19 protein-coding genes and 1 pseudogene are annotated in these 23,980 nt (G+C 30.9%); 5 read left to right on the plus strand and 15 right to left on the minus strand.

All coding sequences use genetic code 11. The features are described 5' to 3' along the window. The 6 genes and pseudogenes from LFT63_RS02325 to LFT63_RS02350 all read right to left on the minus strand — a co-directional run bounded on the left by LFT63_RS02325 (position 1) and on the right by LFT63_RS02350 (position 6,017). On the minus strand, positions 1-621 hold the full coding sequence (locus tag LFT63_RS02325; RefSeq protein WP_037555468.1) for a phosphoribosylanthranilate isomerase: 621 nt from the start codon (positions 619-621) through the stop codon (positions 1-3). After that, a complete protein-coding gene (trpC, locus tag LFT63_RS02330; protein WP_029055386.1) occupies positions 612-1,415 on the minus strand; it encodes an indole-3-glycerol phosphate synthase TrpC in 804 nt (267 codons plus the stop codon). Before trpC ends, LFT63_RS02325 begins: the two co-directional genes overlap by 10 nt. Further along, positions 1,416-2,414 (minus strand): anthranilate phosphoribosyltransferase, encoded by a 999-nt coding sequence (trpD, locus tag LFT63_RS02335; protein ID WP_017636412.1) that lies wholly within the window; start codon positions 2,412-2,414, stop codon positions 1,416-1,418. After that, positions 2,415-2,990: an anthranilate synthase component II gene (locus LFT63_RS02340; protein WP_070451223.1), complete on the minus strand. Its 576-nt coding sequence runs from the start codon at positions 2,988-2,990 to the stop codon at positions 2,415-2,417. It abuts the gene before it with no gap. Continuing rightward, positions 2,987-4,393, minus strand: a pseudogene (locus LFT63_RS02345) (anthranilate synthase component I). The gene LFT63_RS02340 and the pseudogene LFT63_RS02345 overlap by 4 nt, the downstream one beginning before the upstream one ends. 589 nt (positions 4,394-4,982) lie before the next feature. Further along, positions 4,983-6,017: a M42 family metallopeptidase gene (locus LFT63_RS02350; protein WP_017636415.1), complete on the minus strand. Its 1,035-nt coding sequence runs from the start codon at positions 6,015-6,017 to the stop codon at positions 4,983-4,985. A 144-nt stretch (positions 6,018-6,161) separates the two neighbouring features. Between LFT63_RS02350 and LFT63_RS02355 the strand changes: the two genes are divergently transcribed. After that, positions 6,162-7,253 carry a prephenate dehydrogenase gene (locus LFT63_RS02355; RefSeq protein ID WP_029055388.1) on the plus strand — a complete coding sequence of 364 codons (1,092 nt, stop codon included), beginning with the start codon at positions 6,162-6,164 and terminating at the stop codon, positions 7,251-7,253. 101 nt (positions 7,254-7,354) lie between these two features. Here LFT63_RS02355 and LFT63_RS02360 read toward each other — a convergent pair whose 3' ends face one another. Then, positions 7,355-8,617, minus strand: coding sequence for a Y-family DNA polymerase (locus LFT63_RS02360; protein ID WP_017636417.1), 1,263 nt, complete (start codon positions 8,615-8,617; stop codon positions 7,355-7,357). A gap of 150 nt (positions 8,618-8,767) precedes the next feature. Between LFT63_RS02360 and LFT63_RS02365 the strand changes: the two genes are divergently transcribed. Then, positions 8,768-8,953 (plus strand): 2-hydroxymuconate tautomerase, encoded by a 186-nt coding sequence (locus LFT63_RS02365; RefSeq protein ID WP_017636418.1) that lies wholly within the window; start codon positions 8,768-8,770, stop codon positions 8,951-8,953. Positions 8,954-9,009: 56 nt separating this feature from the next. Here LFT63_RS02365 and LFT63_RS02370 read toward each other — a convergent pair whose 3' ends face one another. Next, positions 9,010-10,014: an LCP family protein gene (locus LFT63_RS02370; protein ID WP_017636419.1), complete on the minus strand. Its 1,005-nt coding sequence runs from the start codon at positions 10,012-10,014 to the stop codon at positions 9,010-9,012. 136 nt (positions 10,015-10,150) lie between these two features. On the opposite strand from LFT63_RS02370, the gene msrA reads away from it, so the two are divergent. Next, positions 10,151-10,657: a peptide-methionine (S)-S-oxide reductase MsrA gene (gene msrA, locus LFT63_RS02375; RefSeq protein WP_340767829.1), complete on the plus strand. Its 507-nt coding sequence runs from the start codon at positions 10,151-10,153 to the stop codon at positions 10,655-10,657. Between the two features lie 83 nt (positions 10,658-10,740). Here msrA and mprF read toward each other — a convergent pair whose 3' ends face one another. The 6 genes from mprF to parE form a co-directional block, all read right to left on the minus strand. Further along, a complete protein-coding gene (gene mprF / locus LFT63_RS02380; RefSeq protein WP_340767830.1) occupies positions 10,741-13,263 on the minus strand; it encodes a bifunctional lysylphosphatidylglycerol flippase/synthetase MprF in 2,523 nt (840 codons plus the stop codon). 261 nt (positions 13,264-13,524) lie between these two features. Beyond that, a complete protein-coding gene (locus tag LFT63_RS02385; protein ID WP_176745265.1) occupies positions 13,525-14,733 on the minus strand; it encodes an AI-2E family transporter in 1,209 nt (402 codons plus the stop codon). Positions 14,734-14,908: 175 nt separating this feature from the next. After that, a complete protein-coding gene (gene glcT, locus LFT63_RS02390) occupies positions 14,909-15,757 on the minus strand; it encodes a glucose PTS transporter transcription antiterminator GlcT (RefSeq protein WP_340767831.1) in 849 nt (282 codons plus the stop codon). 205 nt (positions 15,758-15,962) lie between these two features. After that, positions 15,963-17,429, minus strand: a complete 1,467-nt coding sequence (locus LFT63_RS02395; RefSeq protein WP_017638430.1) for an alanine/glycine:cation symporter family protein — start codon at positions 17,427-17,429, stop codon at positions 15,963-15,965. Positions 17,430-17,632: 203 nt separating this feature from the next. Then, entirely contained in the window at positions 17,633-20,038 is a 2,406-nt protein-coding gene (gene parC, locus LFT63_RS02400) for a DNA topoisomerase IV subunit A (RefSeq protein ID WP_029055391.1), read from the minus strand. Further along, a complete protein-coding gene (gene parE, locus LFT63_RS02405; RefSeq protein ID WP_037555492.1) occupies positions 20,035-22,029 on the minus strand; it encodes a DNA topoisomerase IV subunit B in 1,995 nt (664 codons plus the stop codon). The genes parC and parE overlap by 4 nt, the downstream gene beginning before the upstream one ends. A 208-nt stretch (positions 22,030-22,237) precedes the next feature. On the opposite strand from parE, the gene plsY reads away from it, so the two are divergent. Together plsY and LFT63_RS02415 are read left to right on the plus strand one after the other, a co-directional pair. Then, positions 22,238-22,846, plus strand: a complete 609-nt coding sequence (plsY, locus tag LFT63_RS02410; protein ID WP_340767833.1) for a glycerol-3-phosphate 1-O-acyltransferase PlsY — start codon at positions 22,238-22,240, stop codon at positions 22,844-22,846. 283 nt (positions 22,847-23,129) lie between these two features. Further along, the gene (locus LFT63_RS02415; protein ID WP_017638426.1) at positions 23,130-23,426 is read left to right on the plus strand and encodes a HesB/YadR/YfhF family protein; all 297 of its coding nucleotides are present in this window, start codon (positions 23,130-23,132) and stop codon (positions 23,424-23,426) included. Positions 23,427-23,498: 72 nt separating this feature from the next. On the opposite strand, the gene menI is transcribed toward LFT63_RS02415, so the two are convergent. After that, complete coding sequence (menI, locus tag LFT63_RS02420; RefSeq protein ID WP_017638425.1) at positions 23,499-23,966, minus strand: 1,4-dihydroxy-2-naphthoyl-CoA hydrolase MenI; 468 nt, start codon at positions 23,964-23,966, stop codon at positions 23,499-23,501. Positions 23,967-23,980: the final 14 nt, after the last annotated feature.

The following is a 23,980-nucleotide window of genomic DNA, read 5'->3' on the forward strand; positions in this document are numbered from 1 at the left end:
TCATTCCCCTTTCACTATATTAAAGATTGTTTTCATTTTGCGTTTATCTTTTCGTTCATTTGTTTCAATACCAGAGGCGATATCATAACCTAAATGTTTTAAAGGCATATGTTGAATCGTCTTAATATGTTCATCATTGAGACCACCTGCTATTAAAAATGGTGTATCTTCAATATGTTTTATTAAATTCCAATCAAAAGTTTGACCTGTACCACCATATTCAATAGATGGTGTATCTATAATAAATAAATCAACATACGGTTTATATAAATCAAGTTGACTATTGAGGTCTTGAGTAGCGGGTAACGCTTTAAAAATTTTAATATTTGGATATTGGTGTTTAACCCATTTGATAAGTTCAATGTTTTCATTACCATGAAATTGGATTGTATCAATATTAGTAAGCGTAACTATTTGTTGGATTTGCTGCTTATCTGGATTCACTACAACAACTACACGTTGTATTTTCTCAGGAACAAGCGCTGACAAATGCTTGATTTCATTAATTTCTAGATGACGTCGACTTTTGGAAAAATGAATAAATCCTATCGCATCGATATTACATTCAATTGCCTTTTTCACATCGTCTTCATATCTGAATCCACAAAATTTTAAATACATGATTTCACCTTGTTTAACTTAAGTGTTGGTAGAAATTGACTTAAATCATCACATTTCATTAAAGCTTCTCCAATAAGTAATCCATCGATACCTGAGTTAATAATTTGTTCTATATCAGACTTATTATGAATGCCACTCTCAGAAATATAATAAAATCCATCTTTCCTTTCTGCTAAAATGTCATTTGTATGATTAACATCAGTTACAAATTGCTTTAAGTCTCTATTATTAATTCCTATTATTTCTGGCTGTATTTGATACGCTCTATTAAGTTCATCTTTGTCATGAACTTCTACTAACACTTCTAAATTGAGTTGTGTCGCATATTGGTATAATCGTTGAAGTTGTTCGTCAGACAATATATTAACAATAAGCAAAATAATCGACGCCCCTGCAGTTTTTGCTACATCTATTTGAATTTCATCAATGATAAAATCCTTACATAAAATGGGTAATGTTGTTTGTGGTGCTAACTTTTGTAACCTTTCAAAGCTTCCACCAAAATATTGTTCATCAGTTAGAATTGATATTGCATTTGCCCCATACTTTTCATAGTCTTTAATTTGCTGTGATAAATCTCGTTCTGGTAATTGATTTACAGAAGGACTTTTAGATTTTATTTCTGCAATGATAGAAAGTTGGTTATCATTAGCTAAACTTTCTTTTAATGTTTTTTTCTTTAGGTGTGGCGTGTGATCATTGTTGTATGATTTGAGTGATATTAATTTTTCTTGATAATAATGAGACGATAATAATTTCTTTTTATAACTTACAATTTCATCTAAAATTGTCATTTAATTTCCCACCATTCTTAAATATTGTTTCATTGCTAAGCCACTATCTATTAAGTATTGAGCAAGATTGATACCTGTCTGGATATCATTAACTTTTTCTGCAACATATAAAGCTATACCTGCATTCAACACAACAACATCTCGTTTACTTGTATGATCTTGTCCATTCAATATATTTACTGTAATTGCTTTATTTTCCTCAGGTGTGCCGCCTTTTAAAGTATTGTTAGAAGCATTGCGTAATCCGAAGTCTTTTGCATTAATAGTATATGTTTCTATATCTTTACCTGTGGTTACTTCATAAATTAAGTTTTCTCCTGATAAACTTGCTTCATCCATACCTCCTGCCCCGTGAAGTACAATTGCTTTCTTACGACCCAAGTCTTTTACTGTTTGTGCAACATTACCTAATTGATTGGGATCATAAATACCCATTACTTGGTATGTTAATTTAAATGGATTAATTAACGGTCCCACTAGATTGAAAATAGTTGGCTTTGACATCATTTTTCTAATAGGTTGAATATATTTCATAATTGGATAGGATTCTGTAGCGCTGACAAATGCTAAGTTATATTGTTGTAATGTGTTAATCACATCGTTAACTTTTGTAGTATTTATATTTAATTGATTGAGTAAATCTGTGCTTCCAGAATTAGAAGTGATACTCTTGTTTCCGTGCTTCACAATTAAAGCTCCTGCACTAGCAACTATAAATGAAGCGGTCGTCGAAATATTAAAACTTCCTGACTTGTCCCCTCCCGTACCACATACACACATTGCGCCTTCATAATAAGGTTGTTCTTTATACATTGTTTTAATTAAACTTTTAGCTAAAAATGTTAACTCCGTTTGCTGCATTTCTTTATCAGTATATGTTTTTAATGCCTTATATTTAACTTGATTTTCAACTTCTGGATTAATCATTAAATTTATAAATGATTTCATATCTTCTTCATTTAAGTGTTGTTGCTTTTCTAGTTGTTGTAAAATTTCCATCTAATCACCCTTTACTGCTAAATTAATAAAGTTTTTAATAATATCTTCTCCGTGTTCTGTTGCAAAAGATTCTGGATGATATTGAATTCCAAAATGCAATTGATTTTCGTGTTCAAATGACTGGATACAATCATTTGTTGTTCCAGTTATAATTAGTGACTTAGGAAAATGTTTTGCGTCACTAACTAATGAGTGGTATCGCATGACATTAAAGTTTAGAGGTAAGTCTCTATATAGTATGGAGGTACCATTTTGCTTTATTTCATCTACTTTTCCATGCATTACAGTTTCACCTTGTATTACTTTTCCGTCGTAATAACACGTGAGTGCTTGTGCTCCTAAACAAACGCCAAGTATGGGTTTATCTTTATAACGTTCAATAATATTAACTAACCATTTATTATCCAATGGATGGCCTGGTCCAGGTGAAATAATGACACCATCTACATCTTGATTCATTACCTTTTCATCATCTGGATATAATACAGTGACATCATCTTCGTTTGGCATATACTGCGTGACGATATCAACTAAGTTATAAGTAAATGAGTCATAATTATCGACAATTAATATCATGGTGACACCTCCAATAAACTTTTAGCTTTTAATTTAGTTTCTTCTAATTCCTTCTGTGGTTCAGAATCATAAACAACGCCACAACCTGCTTCTACATTGATATATGTGTCATCAATCATCATTGTTCGTATTGCAAGTGCAAAGTCTAAGTTGTGATTACAATTGATATAACCAATGCCACCACTGTATACACCACGTTTGTTGGGCATAACTTCATAAATTCTTTGTATTGCTCTTAGTTTTGGTGCACCAGAAACTGTTCCGGTTGGTAATAAACTTGCTATCACAGACATTGGTGAAATATCTTTTTTAATTTGCCCTGTGACTTCGCTTACTATATGCATTACGTGTTCATATTTCTCTATTTCCATCAATTTCTTAATATGAGACGTTCCATTTCGGCATATCCTGTGAATATCATTTCTACCTAAGTCTACTAACATACTATGTTCGCTGCGTTCTTTTTCGTCATTAATGAGCTGATGTGCATTAGCTTCATCTTCTTCTAGTGTCCGTCCTCTTTTGATAGTTCCAGCAATTGGGTTGGTTTCAACTAAACCATCATGCACTTTTACAAAACTTTCAGGCGAACTACCTACAATAATTGGTTCACTCATATTGATGTAATACATGTATGGACTTGGATTTTGTCTTTTTAAATTTTGATATAACTGAAATGATAATGATTGACGTTGATTTTCAAAATGATGTTTATAGCGATAAATCCTTGAAGGTACCACTTGAAACATGTCCCCTTCAGTTATTTTCTTTTTAAAATCACTGACAATTTCCATGAAATGTTGTTCACTTATGTTGGTTTCTATTTGTTTGTCCTTAGGTTTAAATTGAATACTTGGTTGATATACTTGAATCGTTTAGAGTTGATTGATTCTTTCCTTTACACGTGTAATTAATTTTTCTCGAGCTACTTGAGAGAATAGATTTGTACTAATGACATATAATTCTTCTTTGTAATGATCAAATATATAAACGTCTTCTATCATGTGAAAATTAACATCATGTTGTGGATGATCATCTAAATTTATGTTTTGTAATATAGGAAATTCATGTCTTACTAAATCAAAACTGCATGTTCCAATAAAACCTGAGATAAAAGGTAATTCTTGTAAACTTTTATCTTCTATATCTTCATAGTACTGATTAACAAATTGTTTTAAATATTGATATGGTTTCTCTGTTATAGATTCGTTTTTGTGTTGAGTACTAATATGAACTTGATTGTTATCTAGCGTGATTTGTCCATAACTATCAAATACAACAATGGAATACCTTCCCTTAAGTTTATTCTGACTCGAACTTTCTAAAATGATTTTTCGGTTTTTGAGTTGAGCTAAAGTTTCTGGTGTTATATTGGCTTGTAGCTTTTCATAATATATTTCCACTTTTGAATACTCCTTTATGATTAATATTGCTTTCTTACTCATGTTTATCTTTTAGTTTGTTTTATTAGATTGCTTATTTCTGAAGAATGATTTTTATGCAAATAAAAATCAGCCTCCTATAAAAGGACGCTGACGCGTGGTACCACCTTAATTAACGTAATATTCTTAACATTCAGAATATTAAACGTTCACTCATTTTCTTTATTTAATTATTTGTCTTTATTTGCAAAACCCAATTTCATTTATAGAGGTGTTAGTTCTCATCACACACTAACTTTCTGTCACTACCTTGCTACAAACTACTACATTTTGCACCAATGAAAAAAGCACCACGAAACGCGTAAAATCAATAAGGACGCGTTACCGTGGTGCCACCTTAGTTAACAAATTATTATTGCTCACTTTTATACTATTTAATTTTATATTCGAAAGCCCAATTCACTGAATATGTTGTGCTAATTTACATTAACCATTAGCTTTCTATTTGCTACAAATCACATTCGCTACTTTATCTTCCGAATTGTTTAACAATTCTAATTATTTAGTATAATACATTCCACTCTAATATTTGTCAACGTAAAATCAAAATTTATTTTGAAATTTGCGACATACAATACGCATACAAAAGATTCTGTGTTGCTTCAATAGATTCAATATGTGTTCTTTCTAATGCATGTGAAGATTCTATTCCAGCTCCAAATAACCCGTGGCGAATATCAGCTCCTGCTTTCAGTGCTGTTGTAGCATCAGAAGTATAATAAGGATAAATATCTACTTTATATGGTATGGCATTTAATTTGCATAATTGTACTAATTGAGATCTCAATCCTTTATGGTATGGGCCTGAGCTATCTTTTGCACATATTGAAACTGTATATTCATCAGATGATTGTCCATCACCTAAAGCGCCCATATCTAACGCAATAAAATCCACAATGTTATTTGAAAGTGACGCATTTGCACCATAGCCAATTTCTTCATTATTAGAAATATAAAACTGTGTAGTATGAGGTAAATTAATATTATCTTGCTTAATTTTTTTCAATAACTCAATAATCATTGCTACACTTGCTTTATCATCAAGATGGCGTGACTTAATGAAACCAGATGTTGTAATTTGTGTTCTAGGATCAAAGCTAACAAAGTCCCCTACTTCAATACCTAAATCTTTAGTTTCTTGAACTGAATTTGTCTTTTCATCTATTCTTATTTCCATATGTTCTAAATCTCTCGGTATTTCATGATTATCTTTATATACGTGTACACTCGTTTCGTGTAAACATATCGTTCCTGTATAGACATCACCAGATTCTGTTTGGATTTCACAATACTCACCTTCTATAGCATTAAAATGAAATCCTCCAATTAAATCTATAGCTAATCTTCCATTTTCTTTTATTTCTTTAACCATTGCACCTAATGTATCAACATGAGCTGTAATACATCGCTGTTGACTTTGATTGTCTCCATCTACTGTTATAATCAAAGCACCTTTGTTAGTGAGTTCGGTTTGATAACCTAAATCTTCTGCTATATCCTTTACAAAATTTATTGCTTTTTCAGCATTGCCTGATGGACTATTAATTTCTGTTAATGTCTTTATAGTTTGTAAAATATTACTCATCTTATTTACCCTTTCCTGCATAATATGTTTAGTTTCAGTTTAGACTATTTAACTAATATATTCTAATATATATTTCTATTGATTCCGTTGCTCTCGTCTTTTACAATATTAGTATTCTGAAAATTTCGAAATAGGTGGTCATTCATGAAAAACATATTATTCGTAGGACTTGGTTTGATTGGTGGGAGTTTAGCAAGTAATTTAAAATATTATCATTCAGACATTACTATTACAGCTTTCGATGCAGACGAATCACAGTTAGATAAAGCCTTATCAATTGGTATTATCGATAAAAAAGCTATTCATTATACCCAAGCTGTTGAAAATGCCGATATGATTATCTATGCTACGCCTGTTGAACAAACCGTCTACTATCTTAAACATTTAACCAAATTAAATACTAAACCCCATTTAATTGTTACAGATACTGGTAGTACTAAATCAACAATTCAATCTTTTGAAAATGAGTTGTTAGAACATGATATCCATCTAGTTGGTGGTCATCCAATGGCTGGTAGTCATAAATCTGGCGTATTAAATGCAAAAAAACATCTTTTCGAAAATGCCTATTATTTACTTGTCTTTAATCAAAAGGCAAATAAGAAAGCTGCTGAGAAAATCCAAGAACTATTAAAATCAACGTTAGCTAAATTTATATTCACTGACGCTAATGAGCATGATTTTGTTACTGGTATTGTTAGTCACGTACCACATATAGTTGCGTCCAGTCTAGTTCACTTAAGTGCCGACCACGTAGAAAAACATCATTTAGTACAACAATTAGCTGCAGGAGGATTCCGTGACATAACTCGAATTGCTAGTAGTAATGCAGAGATGTGGAAAGATATCACATTAAATAATAAAACTTTCATTCTAGATATTTTAGAAGATTTACAAAATCAAATTAGTTCTGTTATGACAATGATTTCATCTTCAAAATCTGAAGATATTTATCAATTTTTTGCTAATGCTAAAGACTACAGAGATCAACTACCCGCTAAACAACGAGGTGCGCTATCTACGGCGTATGATCTATTTGTTGATATTCCGGATAAACCGGGTATGATTAGCAAAGTTACTCACATTCTAAGTTTACATAATATTTCTATAAGCAACCTTAAAATTTTAGAAGTCCGTGAAGATATTTATGGTGCCTTACAAATTAGTTTTAAAACTCCTGAAGATCGGGAAAGTGCTATTCAAGCACTAAGTCAATTTGATACTTATATTGAATAATATTTATGATTCAATGATTTTAACCTGAGACTTTAATTAATACGTCTCAGGTTAAAATATGCTTATTACGTTTTAAAAATAATATTTCTATTAGCGTTTTATTACATTTTATGACCTGCCATAAGTCCTAGTCGTCCATGTTTCGTACCAGCTTCTGTATACGATGTTGCCTTGGAAACAATACCTTTTCCATATTTCAAATGTAAATGGTCAATCGTTTTTGCTAATTTTTCGTCTCGTTTCCGTTCATATTCGTCAATAAACAAGTTCATTTGTCTTTCATTTTCATTTATAAATTGAGTTAGTGACACACTTAATGTCCGGTATAATGCTTGTTTATCACACAATTTGTTCGCAAAATAGTTAACTACTTTGAAAATATCTTTTTCTAAATTAGTTCCTTCTTCCAAGGTATATTGCTTATGTACGCCACCTTCATCACTATAACCAAATGAGAAGTGTATGGTACGTGCCAATTGTTTTCTTGCTCGAACCCTACTTGCTACATCCTCAATTAACTCTTGCATAACAACTTTGGCTTCTTCAAATTCATAATCTCTCATCAATATCTGACTTTTACATATTGATGGATTATTGACTTTATATTTTTCTCTCATTTTACTTTGATCAATACCATTAGCATGAAGATGCATATCCACACCTAATATCCCAAAATCCCTTTTTAAATATTGATACGGATATTGAGCTAAATCACCTATAGTAAAAATTCCTCTTTTATTTAATTTAGCTTCTGTCTTTCTATTTATTCCCCAAAATTCTCTTAATGGTTGAATTGGCCATAACTTTTCAGGTACATGCTGATAACGCCATTCAGCAATACCGTTTTTTGTATGCTTGGCTTCAATATCCATTGCTACCTTACTTAGTAACATATTGGAACCTATACCAATAGTACATCTAATACCTGTTTCTTCATGAATTTCTTTCTGTAACCTTTCGCAAAATGCTTCAACAGTTGAATTAAATCTATGATAACTATCAGTCACATCCATAAAAAATTCGTCAATACTATACTGATGTAAATCTTCTGGTGGCACATAACGTAAAGCAATCTTAGATATAGTTACTGAAACATTAAGGTACTTTCGCATACTTGGATTAATAATATATATATCGTTGCGATGTGGTATTTCAAATAACCTTGATCCCGTTTTAACACCTAATTCTTTAAGTTTAGGTGTCGCAGCTAATACGACTGAGCCTTGTCTTTTAGTATCAGCAACTACTGCTAATTTTGTTGTTAAGGGATCCAATCCCTTTTCTATACATGACACACTTGCGAAAAAGCTCTTTTGATCAATACATAGTACATCTCTATCTTCTAATAAATGATAGTCATACATCATTACCCCTCCCTAATACATTTTCATTATATACGAACAAATGTTCTTATTCAAGTATATAACGAACAAATGTTCTAAAAGGAAAATGTTTTTTTATTAACTATTCATGCTATACTAAGAGTGTAATAAATATCATTGGAGGAATGACATATGCCAATCGTAAACGTTAAATTATTAGAAGGTCGTTCAGATGAACAACTTAAAGACTTAGTTACAGAAGTAACATCAGCGGTAGAAAGAACAACAGGTGCTAATAGAGAGGCTATCCATGTAGTCATTGAAGAAATGAAGAAAAATCATTATGGTGTTGCAGGAGTTAGAAAATCAGATCAATAAGTTGATAAATAAAATAAAGCCACGCACTTAACAACTTGTGCGTGGCTTTATTCGTATTATTTTTTATCATTTTTGTCATCAAAAAAGTCTTGAATTGCTTTTTTGTTTTTTGCTTTATCAATTTGCAATGCACTACCATCGTTATTAGTAGTAATATCTTGATAAGAATTTTTAATAGGAACAGTTAATGAATCAACATTTTTGTCTCCTCGAATACCAAAGCTTATTCCAGTTTGGAACATAGCTGAATCAGGCATATCTGTATTCACATATCCTCGAAGAATACCAGCTACTTTAGGTAGCTTAGCAACTGTACCAAAATTCACTAATTCAGATTTAAGTGTTTGCATCACCTGTTGCTGACGACGTACACGTCCGAAATCGCCTTCTGCATCATGACGAAATCTTGCGTAACCAAGTAACTCTTTACCATTTAAACGATGATGACCTTTTTTCAATGATACTCCAATATTTTCAGACATATCTTTTTCTACATCTATAGGAACACCATTAGGTTCTAATTCATCTATCATTTTTTCAAAACCAGTAAAATCAACCACTGCGTAATATTCAGGATTAATTCCTAAATTTTTATTTAATGTTTTTCTTAGTAATTCTGGACCACCAAGAGAATAAGCAGCATTAATTTTATATTTATCATATCCAGGTATGTCTGCATATATATCACGCATGACTGACATCATTTTCATTTTTTTATGAATGTAATCATATTGTACAACCATAATGGAGTCTGTACGTGATTTACCACCCTGAGCTTTATCTGCGCCTAAAACCAATACAGAAATTTTACCGTCGTTTTTCACTGGACCGTTAAATTGATGTACTTTAATGTCTTTAGCATGCTTTTCAGCATACTTCACACCACTATTATATCCATGAACAATATAAGCAATAATAATGATGAAGATAATTAAAATTAATAAAATAATAAAAGGTAATTTGCGCACTCTTTTTTTCTTTCGTCGCCTAGAAGGTGTAGTTGATGTACCTGCTTGTCGTTTATACTCAGTTTCTTCTCTGTTATCCTTCTCGTCTCTCATATTTACCTACCTTATACCTTTAAAATTATAATACTATCATCTATAATTAATATGTATTAACGTTATAGAAAAAGTATTCAAAAAGCAAGGGTTTTTTTAATAAATGGTACTAAGGTCCAATGAAAGGGTGTCATAAATGAATATAAATATTGCATATTTTGCGGGTGGGTGCTTTTGGTGTATGACGAAACCTTTTGATACATTTGATGGAATAGAAAAAGTTACATCAGGATATATGGGTGGAGACATTGCTAATCCTACATACGAGCAGGTTAAAAGTGGCACTACTGGACACTATGAAACTGTAAAAGTAGAATATGATGTCGCATTATTCTCATACAATAAATTATTAGAAATCTTTTTTTCTGTAATTGATCCTTTAGATGATGAAGGACAATTTCAAGATAGAGGTTCTCAATATCAAACGGCGATTTTCTATTCCAATGAACATCAAAAGAAACTAGCCGAAGACTATATCAAGGCAATGCAAAATACAATCAACGCTGATAAAGCGATTGCTACTAAAATTTTACCTGCAACGACGTTTTATGAAGCAGAAGCATATCATCAAGATTTTTATAAGAAACAACCTGAAAGATATGCTAAAGAAGAACAAGATCGTAAAAATTATAAAAAAGACTAACTGTTAATTCAGAGAAAGTTGTATAAACATACAAAAATAGCGATTGATGAAATCATTTATTTTCATCAATCGCTTTTATTATATTATTTGTGACGTATAACTCTCATTACTTTAATCATAGATTGCCATAACGAGGCATCTTTTCTATAAACTAAAAATCTTGGCTCCCATTGTGGACCATACTTTTCTTTATAACGTCTTAAACCTTGGAAACGATATAATCCATTAAAATGTTCAAATACTCTTCCAGCTAATCGTTCTCTAAGATATGAATAATGTAGTTGTCCTACATTAGATAGCGTCGCCATACCTAAGTTAAATGATTGATATCCTTTTTCTTTACTCCACGATAGCATGTGTAAATACAATCCATCCATTAATGGTAAATCTAATTCCGGCAACCAACGAATTAAATCAACCGAAATAGCATCATTAAAATATGTTGGCATTAGAGTACAGAACGCTATAATTTTTCCTTCTTCATTTCGCATAATACCAATCGGCGCTTTAGATAAATAATCTTCACTAAATTGACCTACTGAAAAATGCATTTCACTTCTACCTTCTAACCATTGATCACTCACATTTTTTAATGTTTCGAACATATCTTGTGAAAATGGCGGCTCAATTATTTCAAATTTGATATTTAAATCTTCAAATTTATTTAAAGTTGCTCTAAAACCACGACGCTTTTTACCAGAAGTAGTAAATGTAGTTAAATCAATAATTGCTTCTTCCCCAAGTTTAAAGAATTGATTACCAAAATTATGATAAAGTGGCATGAATCTATCACTTACTTGATAAAAAATAATATCATAGCCATAATATTCAGCGTATTCATAAAATGCTTCTAATAAAGATTCGAACGATGCAGTATCCCCAACTGGATCACCTAATACTACTAAAGCATTAGATTTATATCGATACATCAAAAAGGCTGATTCGTTTTCATGAATAAAATAATTTTTATCTCCACTATAAATAAGATGCGTTAAATAATTACCACCATATTGTTGAATAATTTGTTCACAAACAGCTAAATTTTTATTTTGACTTGATTTAATAAATCGATAATCAAATAGCCATGCAATAAGTGCAACAATAATAGTAATTAGAGCTATCGTTATCCAGAAATAATATCTAAGCACTGTCGTATCTACTTCAATATTATAAACATCGAGTGCATATAACGTGCTAGAGATAATAACATGATTAATATAAAGTACGATGATACTTATTAATATAAATAAGAAGGCATTTTTTAATCTTAATGGTCTCTTAAGCACTTTTGATTGACGATAAGCAATAAACAAGAGTACTAACATAACCAAAAGCCATGTTAAAAGTATGAATGACGCATACGTATAAACTGTTGCTGCAAAAATTAATAAAATCGAAATAATCGCAAAAATAATTGCACGTCGACTTTGCTTAAATATTCCTTTTACATTTAACATTAATAATAAACAAGCACTTGTATGAATAGATAATGTTAAATAGTAAGCCAAATGATTATCGTCATATAATCCGTCATATATGATTGTTAAATTATTAATAAAGAAAATAACACTTGTTAAAAATACTAAAATCGCTAATGAAAAAGATGGAATTTTAGATAAAATATCCTTTTGATATGACATTAAAAATGACGTAACATCTTTTGCAGGAACAAAATATTTAGATTCTTCGATATATTTTCTAGCTGTATTACCAAATTCAAATGTAGATAATACTAATGCAATGGCTACAGGTACGAAATAATAAGCAAAACGATATAGTAATAAAGCTAATAAAATGTTTTCCTCATTTATACCAAGTGATTTAAGACCGAGTAGTACTACTAAATCAAATGCACCAAAGCCTCCTGGAATAAAACTAACTAATCCAGACAATGCTGCAATAATGAAAATACCAATAAAATTCATAAAGGAAATATCAATACCTACAATTAATGCAGAAAAATATAAAACAACTGCAGCAGCTAACCATTCAACACAAGAAACTAACGTACAATATACGCCCATATATCGGTTATTTGTATCCGCAGGTTTCACAATCGTATAAATAATAAATACTGGTAAAAATAAAGCAACAATATATAAAACCCAACGTACCCATGATATTTTATCTAACATATCAGATGCGTTAAACACATGAAGAACAACTAAAATCGATAACAAGCTCAAACCTGTTAACATCGAAATGAGTATGATAGATATATAGTGAACGAGTTTCTTATTATCTTGGGTATAATTTTTATAAATAAATGCTCTTAAACCTGCTCCGATAAACCCACCAAAGCCTACAATGGCATTTAAAGCATTAATAATATAACTCACTCTTAATACTTTTATTAAAGGAATTTTTAACTTAAGTGATTTAACAAGAATGACATCATATAAAGATAAAATTAATAAAGACGCTCCCCCGCTAATAAACAATAATACAATCCATAAACGATTGATTTTACCAAATTGCATTAAAGTATTTTTGAAATTAATGGAAGATAATTCTCGATATAACGTGAAAACTACAAACGTAAATAGTGCAGCAGCAAACACAAATTTTAATATAGATAATAATTTACTTTTCTTTTCCTGGGTCATTTTTTCACTTCAATTCTATTTAATTCTTCTATCTAGAAAAATATATCATAAGAATAAGATAAATAGAATATAAATAAAGTCAATTATGCATAACATTATTGTCATACTCAATGTAAGGTGCAAATCTTTTGTAGATAAAAGGATTGTACTTCTTTAAAAACAAAAAAGGATATCTTAGAAATTAAGTATCCATATGCCACAAATTGATGGCATAAAAGCTACTTGAAATAATTTCTAAAGATATCCTTGTACAAAGATAGATTATTCTTGTTCTTTATTTAACTTATAATTTCCTGCATCTTCTCCATAATATCTATTATATCTACGCTTGAATAATAAGAACATATGAGAAACTAAAACTTTCAACACTGCATAACCAGGAATACCTAATATAACCCCGACTATACCTAACAAATTACCTGCACTTAGTAAGATAAAGATAATTGTTAGCGGGTGAATTTGTAATGTTTTACCCATGATATTTGGAGAAATGAAGTGTCCTTCAAAGAATTGAACTAAAGTCCATACAATCGCTAATTTGAGTAACATTATTGGAGACGTAATTAAAGCAATAATGATAGCTGGTGAAATCGCTATTGTAGGTCCTAAATAAGGTACCACACTTGTTACAGCAGCTATACAAGCTAATATTAAACTATATTTCAATCCAATAATAGAATAACCAATAAATAGTAAAACACCTATACAGAATGACACAATGATTTGTCCTTGTATGTAAGAACCTACTTGAACACTCATTTTTTCAAGTAAATCATGAAAATCTTTTCTAAATTTAGGTGGCATAATATTAGTAGTGAAATCTTTGAACTTATGACCATCTTTTAACATAAAGAATAAAACAAATGGTGTAGTCACAATAACTACTCCAACATTAGCTACTGCTTCAACGAATGATGCTAATTTTGAACCAAAGCCATCAAAATAATCTGAAAGCATAGATGGTATCTTTTTAGTTAATGAGTTCAATTGATCATTAATTTGATCATAATAACCAGCAAAAATTGAATTACTTGTTACTTTATTAATTGTATTAGTTAACTTTTTAAAATATTGAGGAGAGTTATTAATGAAACTTCCTAATTGTGAACTAATTAGAGGAATTAATAAATTAACAATCAACACGATTATGCCTACAATCGCAACATAAATAATCAAAACCCCTACTAATCTTGGAATTCGATAACGTTCCATCAAATTAACAAGAGGGTTAAATAAATAAAATATAATCAATGAAACTATAATTGGTGCAGCAATAGTATTGAATACTATAATAAATGGTTGAAACACGTATGATACTTTATCAAAGATAAATATAACTATCCCTAAAAGCACAAGTGCTAACAAAGCATAAATTAAATCATTGCCGCCTAAAAATTTCATGAATCTTGTTTCAGACATACTGAAAATCGTTTTAAACTTTCTAGATGTCTTCTTTTCGGAAGATTTCATTTCATTCGACATTCGACATCACCATACTTTCATGTTACCTCGCTTTATAAAAATCATAAAAATGAGTTACTAAAAATTTCTAACACTAATCATAACATAATTTTACAAAACTAAGGAATATTAAAAACTAGTCTATATAAAAATTAAAAGTACTTATGAGAGCGCATAAGTACTTTTAATCCAACTTCATTTGGGCTTCAAAATGATGGATATGTAATGTTAAATAAATGATTTCAACATCATTAACAGTAATATCAAATTCCATCTGAATCATTTTTAATATTTTAAAAGCTGTAGAATAGCAACTAGGATATTGATTTTTAACCATATCAACAAAATCATTTTGAGCATGTAATGTTTCATTATTTCTTAAACGACGAATGAGAAATTGTACATGTCTAATAAAACGTTGATATTGTATTGAGGATTGATCAACTTGATGTTGTAAATCCGTTTCAATAATAGTGATACTTTTATTGATTAATTGATTAATTAACGCCATTTCTCTCATAGATAATTCTTCAGAGTTCGAAGCAATATGTAATGCGATAAAACCAATTTCATCTTCTGGAAAATCAACATCTAACTGTTCATTTAGTCTATCAATTACTTTTTCAGCTATTTGATAAGCATCTCGATATAAGTATTTTGTTTCCATGGCAAAAGGGTTGCTAATTATTTGATTTTGTTTTAAACGTTTATACGCAAAAATAATATGATCTGTTAGCGCAACAACTAGATTTTCATCACTAACATCTAGAGTCGTATTTGTAATTAAATTAACAGCTTCAATCACTGCTTGTAGAACATGGTCATCAGCCATCTCAACTAATGTCTTATAGTGTTCTTTATGCTTATCTAGATCAAGTTTATAAACTTTTTCAATGGAAGCTGATTCATCTAACGTATAGCCTTGCTTTTTATTAAAACCTATACCTTTTCCAATTAAAACAACTTCCTGGTTTTTATTCGTGCATATGATAACGTTATTATTGAGAATTTTACTAATTTTATACTTCCCCATCATTATCACCTTTCTTACTCCATTATTAAAATTATAAGGCTTAATGATATAAATGAAAAGAAAATAACTTATTAAATACTTTCATGAGTAAAATTAATTTTTAGTATATTAAACAATTTTCTACCTCTTTATAATAAATAATAGATATAATTATAAATTTCAAATTAAAAAGCTTGAGTATCCTTACGACACTCAAGCTAATCATTTATTTTAAATCTTTATTTGATTTGTTTGCATTAATTCCCCAAGATTCAATACCAAATAAATTAATTTCAAGATTCTCTGGTTTGAATACAGGCTTTTTACCTGCTTTACGTTGTACTTGGTAATCTTTCATTACTGCAAATGCAATATTGGAAAGTCCAATAATGGAGACAATATTCACTATGGCCATTAAGCCCATGAATAAATCGGCTGTACTCCAAACTGTTTCAGTTTTAGCAACCGCACCAATAAATACAAGCACAACTACTAAACATCTAAAGATGAAAATAATTGTTTTGTTATTAGATAAATACTCAATGTTAGATTGTCCATAATAGTAGTTACCTACAACTGAAGAAAATGCGAATAATGTTATTGCCACTGTTAAGAAAATACCACCAGCTGAACCTAAATGTTCATTTAAAGCTGATTGAGTAACTGCAACACCTTGAGGAGCGTTTTCTCCAAATTTTAAACCTGAATATAATAAAATCATTATTGCTGTAGCTGTACATACTAGCATTGTATCAAAGAAAACACCTAATGATTGAATTAAACCTTGTTTTACTGGATGAGGGACTGCTGCTGTTGCAGCTGCGTTAGGTGCTGAACCCATACCTGCTTCGTTTGAGAATAAACCACGTTTAATCCCTTGTAAAATAGCAGCACCAACTGCACCACCAGTTACTTGTTCAAAACCAAAAGCACTTTTAATAATTGTACCAATCATTGGAACAATTTGGTCTAAGTTTAATAACAAGATAACTAAAACCATACCAATATATATGATAGCCATAATTGGAACAATTAATGATGATAAAGTAGCAATACTTCTAACCCCACCAAAAATAATAATGGCTGTTACAACTGCTAATACTATTCCTGTAATCACTGGACTAATATGATATTGAGTATTTAATGATTCCGCAATCGTATTAGATTGCACTGTATTAAATACAAATGCGAAGGTAACTGTAATTAATATCGCAAACACAATACCAAGCCATTTTTGGTTTAAACCTTTAGTTATGTAATAAGCTGGTCCACCACGGAAACCACCATCTTTATCATGAACTTTATAAACCTGAGCTAAAGTAGCTTCCATAAAAGCACTTGCCGCACCTATAAATGCAATAATCCACATCCAAAATACCGCACCAGGACCACCAAGTACAATTGCTGTAGCAACACCGGCAATATTTCCAGTACCTACTCTTGAACCTGCACTAATCGCAAATGCTTGGAACGGTGAAATACCTTTTTTACCACTTTCTAATGTTTCTGGTTTCTCGACCAACGCTCTAAACATTTCTGGTAACATTCGTAGTTGTACAAACTTAGAACTGATAGTGAAAAAGAATCCTGCTGTAAGTAACAATCCAATTAGATACTGAGACCAAATTAAGTCGTTACCTACTTGTACAAAATCTTTAAACCAACCAGGAATTAAACTATCAAAATCTTTCAAATAAATCCCTCTCATCTATAAATAAAATTCATATCTTAAAAATATCAAGAGATTCATATTGGCATATGAAAGTCTATTTAAGCAATGTATCAAATAACAAATACTAAAATAGACAGTTCAATTGAGAATATAAACCTCTTGAATGATTTAATTGTGATTATTATATTTTATTTTATCATCTTATGCATGTGTTGCATATACTTTTATTGTAAGTACATTCCTTCAACTTCTCCGAAATCATCTACATCTACTATAAATGAACCATTAGTATATTGTTCTGATTTATGAACTGAAGCGATATCATTAGTTTCTTGGTCTTTAGCTGAATATAAAGTATATGTTGTATTGTCAGAACGAACAACATCTGCTGCCACGATACGATGTGGTGCTTTTTTCAATTCTTTAAGTAAGGTAATACCTCGTTGTGCTCGTTTCGCTTCTTGTAATACTTTAAATCCAATATGTTTAACAGCACCACGTTGTGTAGCCATAAGGATAGATTCTTTATTAGTGATTGTTTGCGTCATAATAACGTAGTCTTCATCTTTTAAATTAATAGATTTCACACCAGCCGCACGTAAGCCTGTATCAGATAATTCGTTTGTAGAGTATGTTAATGACATTCCTTTATGTGTAATAACAGTAATAAGTTGATCTTCTTCAACACGTAATACATTAATTACCTCATCTTGATCTTTTACTTTCATGGCAATTAATGGTTTATTATATCGTGTTGTTTTAAACAACGGTACAGTACTTTTCTTAATCATACCGTTACGAGTAGCCATAATATAGAATGCTTGTTGTTCTTTGAAGTCTTTTTCATTAAATACGTCAATAACTTGTTCATCTTCATCAATAGAAACAATTTGAGATACGTGTTGACCTAATTCTTTCCATCGGATATCAGCTAGTTTATGAACTGGAATAAACAAGTATCTACCTTTATTCGTAAATACAAGCGCTGTATCTTGTGTATTTACATCAAGGTATTTTAATAAACTATCGCCATCTTTCAAACCGACTTCAGAAACGCCGCTAGCATTAAAGCTACGTGTAGATGTACGTTTAATATAACCATGTCTAGTTAAACTTAATACTACATCTTCACTAGGCACCATCACTTCTTTATCAATTTTAATTTCAGAAATTTCCGCTTCAATTGTTGATAAACGATCAGTTTTAAAATTCTTTCTAATTTCTGTTAATTCATTTTTGATAACATTCAATAATGCATCGTGATCATCTAAAATATGACGTAAATCTTTAATTAAATTAGATAACTCATCGTGCTCTTGTTCTAAAGCAACGATATCTGTGTTAGTTAAACGATAAAGTTGTAACATAACGATGGCTTCTGCCTGAGCTTCAGTAAAGTCATATTCAGCAACTAAGTTATCTTTAGCATCTTTTTTATTTTTAGAATTACGAATTAAGGCAATCACTTCATCTAAAATAGATAAAGCTTTCATTAAACCTTCAACGATATGCATACGTTTTTCAGCATGTTCTAAATCAAACTTAGTTCTGTTAGCCACAACTTCAATTTGATGGTTAATATAACTATCAATGATTTGTTTAATACCCATTAATTTAGGTCTACCATCACTGATTGCAACCATATTAAAGTTATAAGATATTTGAAGGTCCGAATTTTTGAATAGGAAATTTTTAATTGCTTCACTATTCACGTCTTTTTTAAGTTCTATTGCAATACGTAAACCAGTTCTATCAGTCTCATCTCTAACTTCAACAATACCATCAACTTTTTTATCAGCACGTAATTCATCAATACGTTTAACGAGATTACTTTTATTCACCTCATATGGTATTTCAGTCACGATAAGTTCTTTACGTCCATTACGTAATGTTTCTTCATCTACTTTGGAACGTACAACAACTTTACCTTTACCAGTTTCGTATGCTTTTTTAATACCATCAATACCTTGAATAATACCACCAGTTGGGAAGTCTGGACCCTTCATGTATTTCATCAATTGACTCACTGTAATATCAGGATTATCAATATATTTTAATGTTGCTTGAATCACTTCACCTAAATTATGTGGTGGAATATCAGTAGCATAACCTGCTGAAATACCTGTAGAACCGTTAATTAATAAATTAGGAAATCTTGCAGGTAATACCATAGGTTCAAGTGTTGTATCATCATAGTTTGGTATAAAAGAAACTGTTTCTTTATTAATATCTCTTAATAGTTCTTCAGATAATTGACTTAATTTTGCTTCTGTATAACGCATTGCTGCAGGAGGGTCATTATCGATACTACCGTTATTACCATGCATTTCTATTAAAACATGTCTTAATTTCCAGTCTTGGCTTAAACGAACCATGGCATCATATACTGAAGAATCACCATGAGGATGATACTGTCCGATGACATCCCCGACAGTTTTGGCACTTTTACGGAAATTTTTATCGAATGTATTACCACTTGAATACATCGCATATAAAATACGACGCTGTACTGGTTTTAGTCCGTCTCGAACGTCAGGCAAAGCACGTTCCTGGATAATATATTTACTATATCTTCCAAAACGGTCTCCAATTACATCTTCAAGTGATAGATCTTGAATTATCTCACTCAAATCGTTTCATCCTCCTCATAGTTTTCACTTTCTAATATCTGAACTTCTGTATTATCTAAAATGCTTGAATCTTCCTGCATACCAAACTCAACATGACTTTCAATCCATTCTCTACGTGGTGCTACTTTATCACCCATTAACGTTGTAACACGTTTTGAAGAACGCACTTCATCTTCAACTTGAACACGTATTAAAGTACGAGTATCAGGATTCATAGTTGTTTCCCATAATTGTTCAGGATTCATTTCACCTAAACCTTTATATCTTTGTAATGTGAAACCTTTACCAAGTTGCTTTTGTAATTTATCTAATTCATCATCTGTCCAAGCATATTCCACTTTTTTAGATTTACCTTTACCTTTTTCTAATTTGTAAAGTGGTGGTAATGCGATAAATACTCGACCTGCTTGTACTAATGGTTTCATATATTTAAAGAAGAAAGTTAGTAACAGTACTTGAATATGTGCACCATCTGTATCAGCATCGGTCATAATAATAATTCGACTATAATTACTGTCTTCAATTTTAAATTCATTACCGACACCTGCACCTATAGTATGAATAATCGTATTAATTTCTTCGTTTTTGAAAATGTCTTCTAAACGAGCCTTTTCAGTATTAATAACTTTACCTCGTAATGGCAGAATCGCTTGGAACTTACGATCACGTCCAAGTTTAGCTGAACCACCTGCTGAATCACCCTCAACAAGATAAAGTTCATTTTTTTCTGTGTTTTTACTTTGAGCAGGTGTTAATTTACCAGATAAAAGTGTATCTTTTCGTTTATTCTTTTTACCAGAACGTGCATCTTCTCGTGCTTTACGTGCTGCTTCTCTAGCCTGTTGTGCTTTAATTGCTTTTTTAACAAGTGACTTAGATAATTGACCTTTTTCTTCAAGGTAAAATGGTAATTTCTCGGATACAACTGAATCTACAGCACTTCTAGCTTCTGACGTTCCTAATTTAGATTTAGTTTGACCTTCAAACTGTAGTAACTCTTCAGGAATTCTTACAGATACTATAGCTGTTAATCCTTCACGTATGTCATTACCGTCTAAGTTTTTATCTTTTTCTTTTAATTCATTAATGCGTCTAGCGTAATCATTGAACACACGTGTCATCGCTGTTTTAAAACCAACTTCATGTGTACCACCATCTTTAGTACGTACATTATTTACAAAACTTAATATACTTTCTGAATATTGGTCATTATATTGAAATGCAACATCTACTTCTATACTGTTAGATGTTCCCGTAAAAGTCGTAACATCATGAAGTACTTCTTTACCTTCATTGACATAACTTACAAATTCTTTGATCCCTTCTTCATAGTGGTAAAATTCTTCTCTTTCTTTACCACGACGTAAATCGATTAATTTAATCTTTAAGTTCTTTAATAGAAAAGCAGATTCTTGTAATCGCTCACTTAGAACGTCAAAATTAAATGATGTTGTTGCTTTGAAAATTTCAGGATCTGGTTTAAATGTAACCTTAGTACCTGTTTTCTTTGTCTTTCCTTCTTTTAGTAAACCTGTTGCTGGCACACCGCCATCTTTAAATCTTTGTTTATAAATATTTCCGTCTCTATGAATCTCAACTTCTAACCATTCACTAAGTGCATTTACTACTGAGGCACCAACACCATGTAATCCACCAGATGTTTTATAGCCACCTTGGCCGAACTTACCTCCAGCATGTAAAATCGTAAAAATAACTTGCACAGTTGGTTTTCCTGATGCATGGATACCAGTAGGCATTCCACGACCGTTATCTTCTATAGAAATACTATCATCTTGGTTAAGGATAACTGTTATTTCATCCCCATAACCATTTAATACTTCATCGACGGAGTTATCGACAACTTCATATACTAGATGATGCAATCCACGTTTATCAGTTGATCCTATATACATCCCCGGTCTTTTTCTAACTGCTTCAAGACCTTCTAAAACTTGAATAGAATCATCTGAATAATGATTTTGTTTATTCATTGCCAATGATTTCGCCCTCCTACAAACGTACGTTCGTTTTTAAAACTATACAATAGTTATTCTTATATAAATCAGAATAAATTGCAAGTGTCATCTTGATAAAACAGTTTATTTTACTGATTATTCATATTCAAAATGTAATTTTTATTGTTCTAATATGAGATGGATATGGTAAAATAGTGCTAAGTTATTAAAGGATGTGTATTTTATGATGATTGTCGTCATGTTAATACTAAGTTATCTTATAGGAGCTTTTCCAAGTGGTTTAGTTATTGGAAAGTTATTCTTTAAAAAGGATATAAGACAATTTGGTAGTGGCAACACTGGAGCAACAAACAGTTTCAGAGTATTAGGAAGACCAGCAGGTTTTGTAGTTACATTCTTAGATATCTTTAAAGGATTCATAACTGTTTTCTTCCCTATATGGTTACCTGTACATGCAGATGGACCTATAAGTACATTCTTTACCCATGGCCTGATCGTAGGATTATTTGCTATTGTGGGTCATGTATATCCAATTTATTTAGGATTCAAAGGTGGTAAAGCTGTTGCAACAAGTGCTGGGGTAGTTTTAGGCGTTAATCCTATTCTTTTATTAATTTTAGCAGTTATTTTCTTCGCTGTATTAAAATTATTTAAATATGTGTCCTTATCAAGCATCATAGCAGCTATTTGTTGTGTTATTGGTTCGCTCATTATTCAGGACTATATATTACTAGCAGTAGGCGCAATCGTTGCCATTATATTAATCATACGTCATAAAACAAATATTGTTAGAATCTTTAAAGGTGATGAACCTAAGATAACGTGGATGTAAATAAAAAATCTAAAACTTAATAATCAATACAAAGCATTTAGTATGATATATGAAATTTATATCACACTTAGTGCTTTTTATTTTGTTAAATGTTTTGATTTATGATGATGTTATTAGTGAGTTTTATATAGTTTGATATACCTTTAGTCTTTGATAGTGGCTTATAACTCATTAAGTTAAAATAATTATATTAGGATATTAAGCTATGCTATAATTCTACTATCAATAAAATTCACAATTTAACCCCTAAAAAATATGGATAATTAATATGGAGGAACTATTTATGAAAATCGAGCTTACCCAACCAGCAGTTCAGTGGTTTAAAGATGAGTTTGACTTACCTCAAGATGACAAAGTATTACACTTTTTTGTACGTTATGGTGGAGAATTCCAATTAAAACAAGGGTTTAGCCCTGCATTTAATGTTGAAAATAAAGCCGATGTAGAAGTGGCATATGAAGAAGAATTTGACGGACTCACTTTAGTCATCGCTGAGAAAGATTTATGGTATTTTGAAGATGATCATATTGTAGTAGATGCAGTTGATCATGAAGATGAAATTTCTTACAGTAAAAAGTAATTTAAAAACAGCCTAACAATGCCACTAAAGTGAGCAATGTTAGGCTATTTTCATTTTCTGATGCTAATTTAATTACAAATGATCGATACCATTTGTTACTTCTTCATCTATACCTTCTTTATTTAAAGCTTCAACTTTACTATATACTTCGTGCCAATCAGCAAAATAACGATCCAATCTAATAGGTTTAAATGTATCAGCTTTCATACAAATCAATTCAGTGTAACCTGTTGTAGCTAGTTCACCTTGTTCGTTAAATAATTCATAACGATATATTGAACGTAACCTTGAGTACTTTTCTACCCATGTCTTAATCGTTACTTTTTCAGGATAAAAAATAGATTTTTTATATTTAATATTTAAGTCGGTAACTGGAGAAATGATTCCTTGCTTTTCCATATCAGCATAATTAAATCCTAATTTCCCAATATAATCTGTACGGGCAACTTCAAACCATGTTGCGTAATTACCGTGATAAATCACACCCATTTTATCTGTTTCTTGATATCTTGGTTCAATTTCAGTCAAACTATAAATCATTGAATTCCAATCCT

The sequence above is a fragment of the Staphylococcus sp. FSL H8-0121 genome, from assembly GCF_038008425.1.
Lineage (GTDB): Bacteria > Bacillota > Bacilli > Staphylococcales > Staphylococcaceae > Staphylococcus > Staphylococcus pasteuri.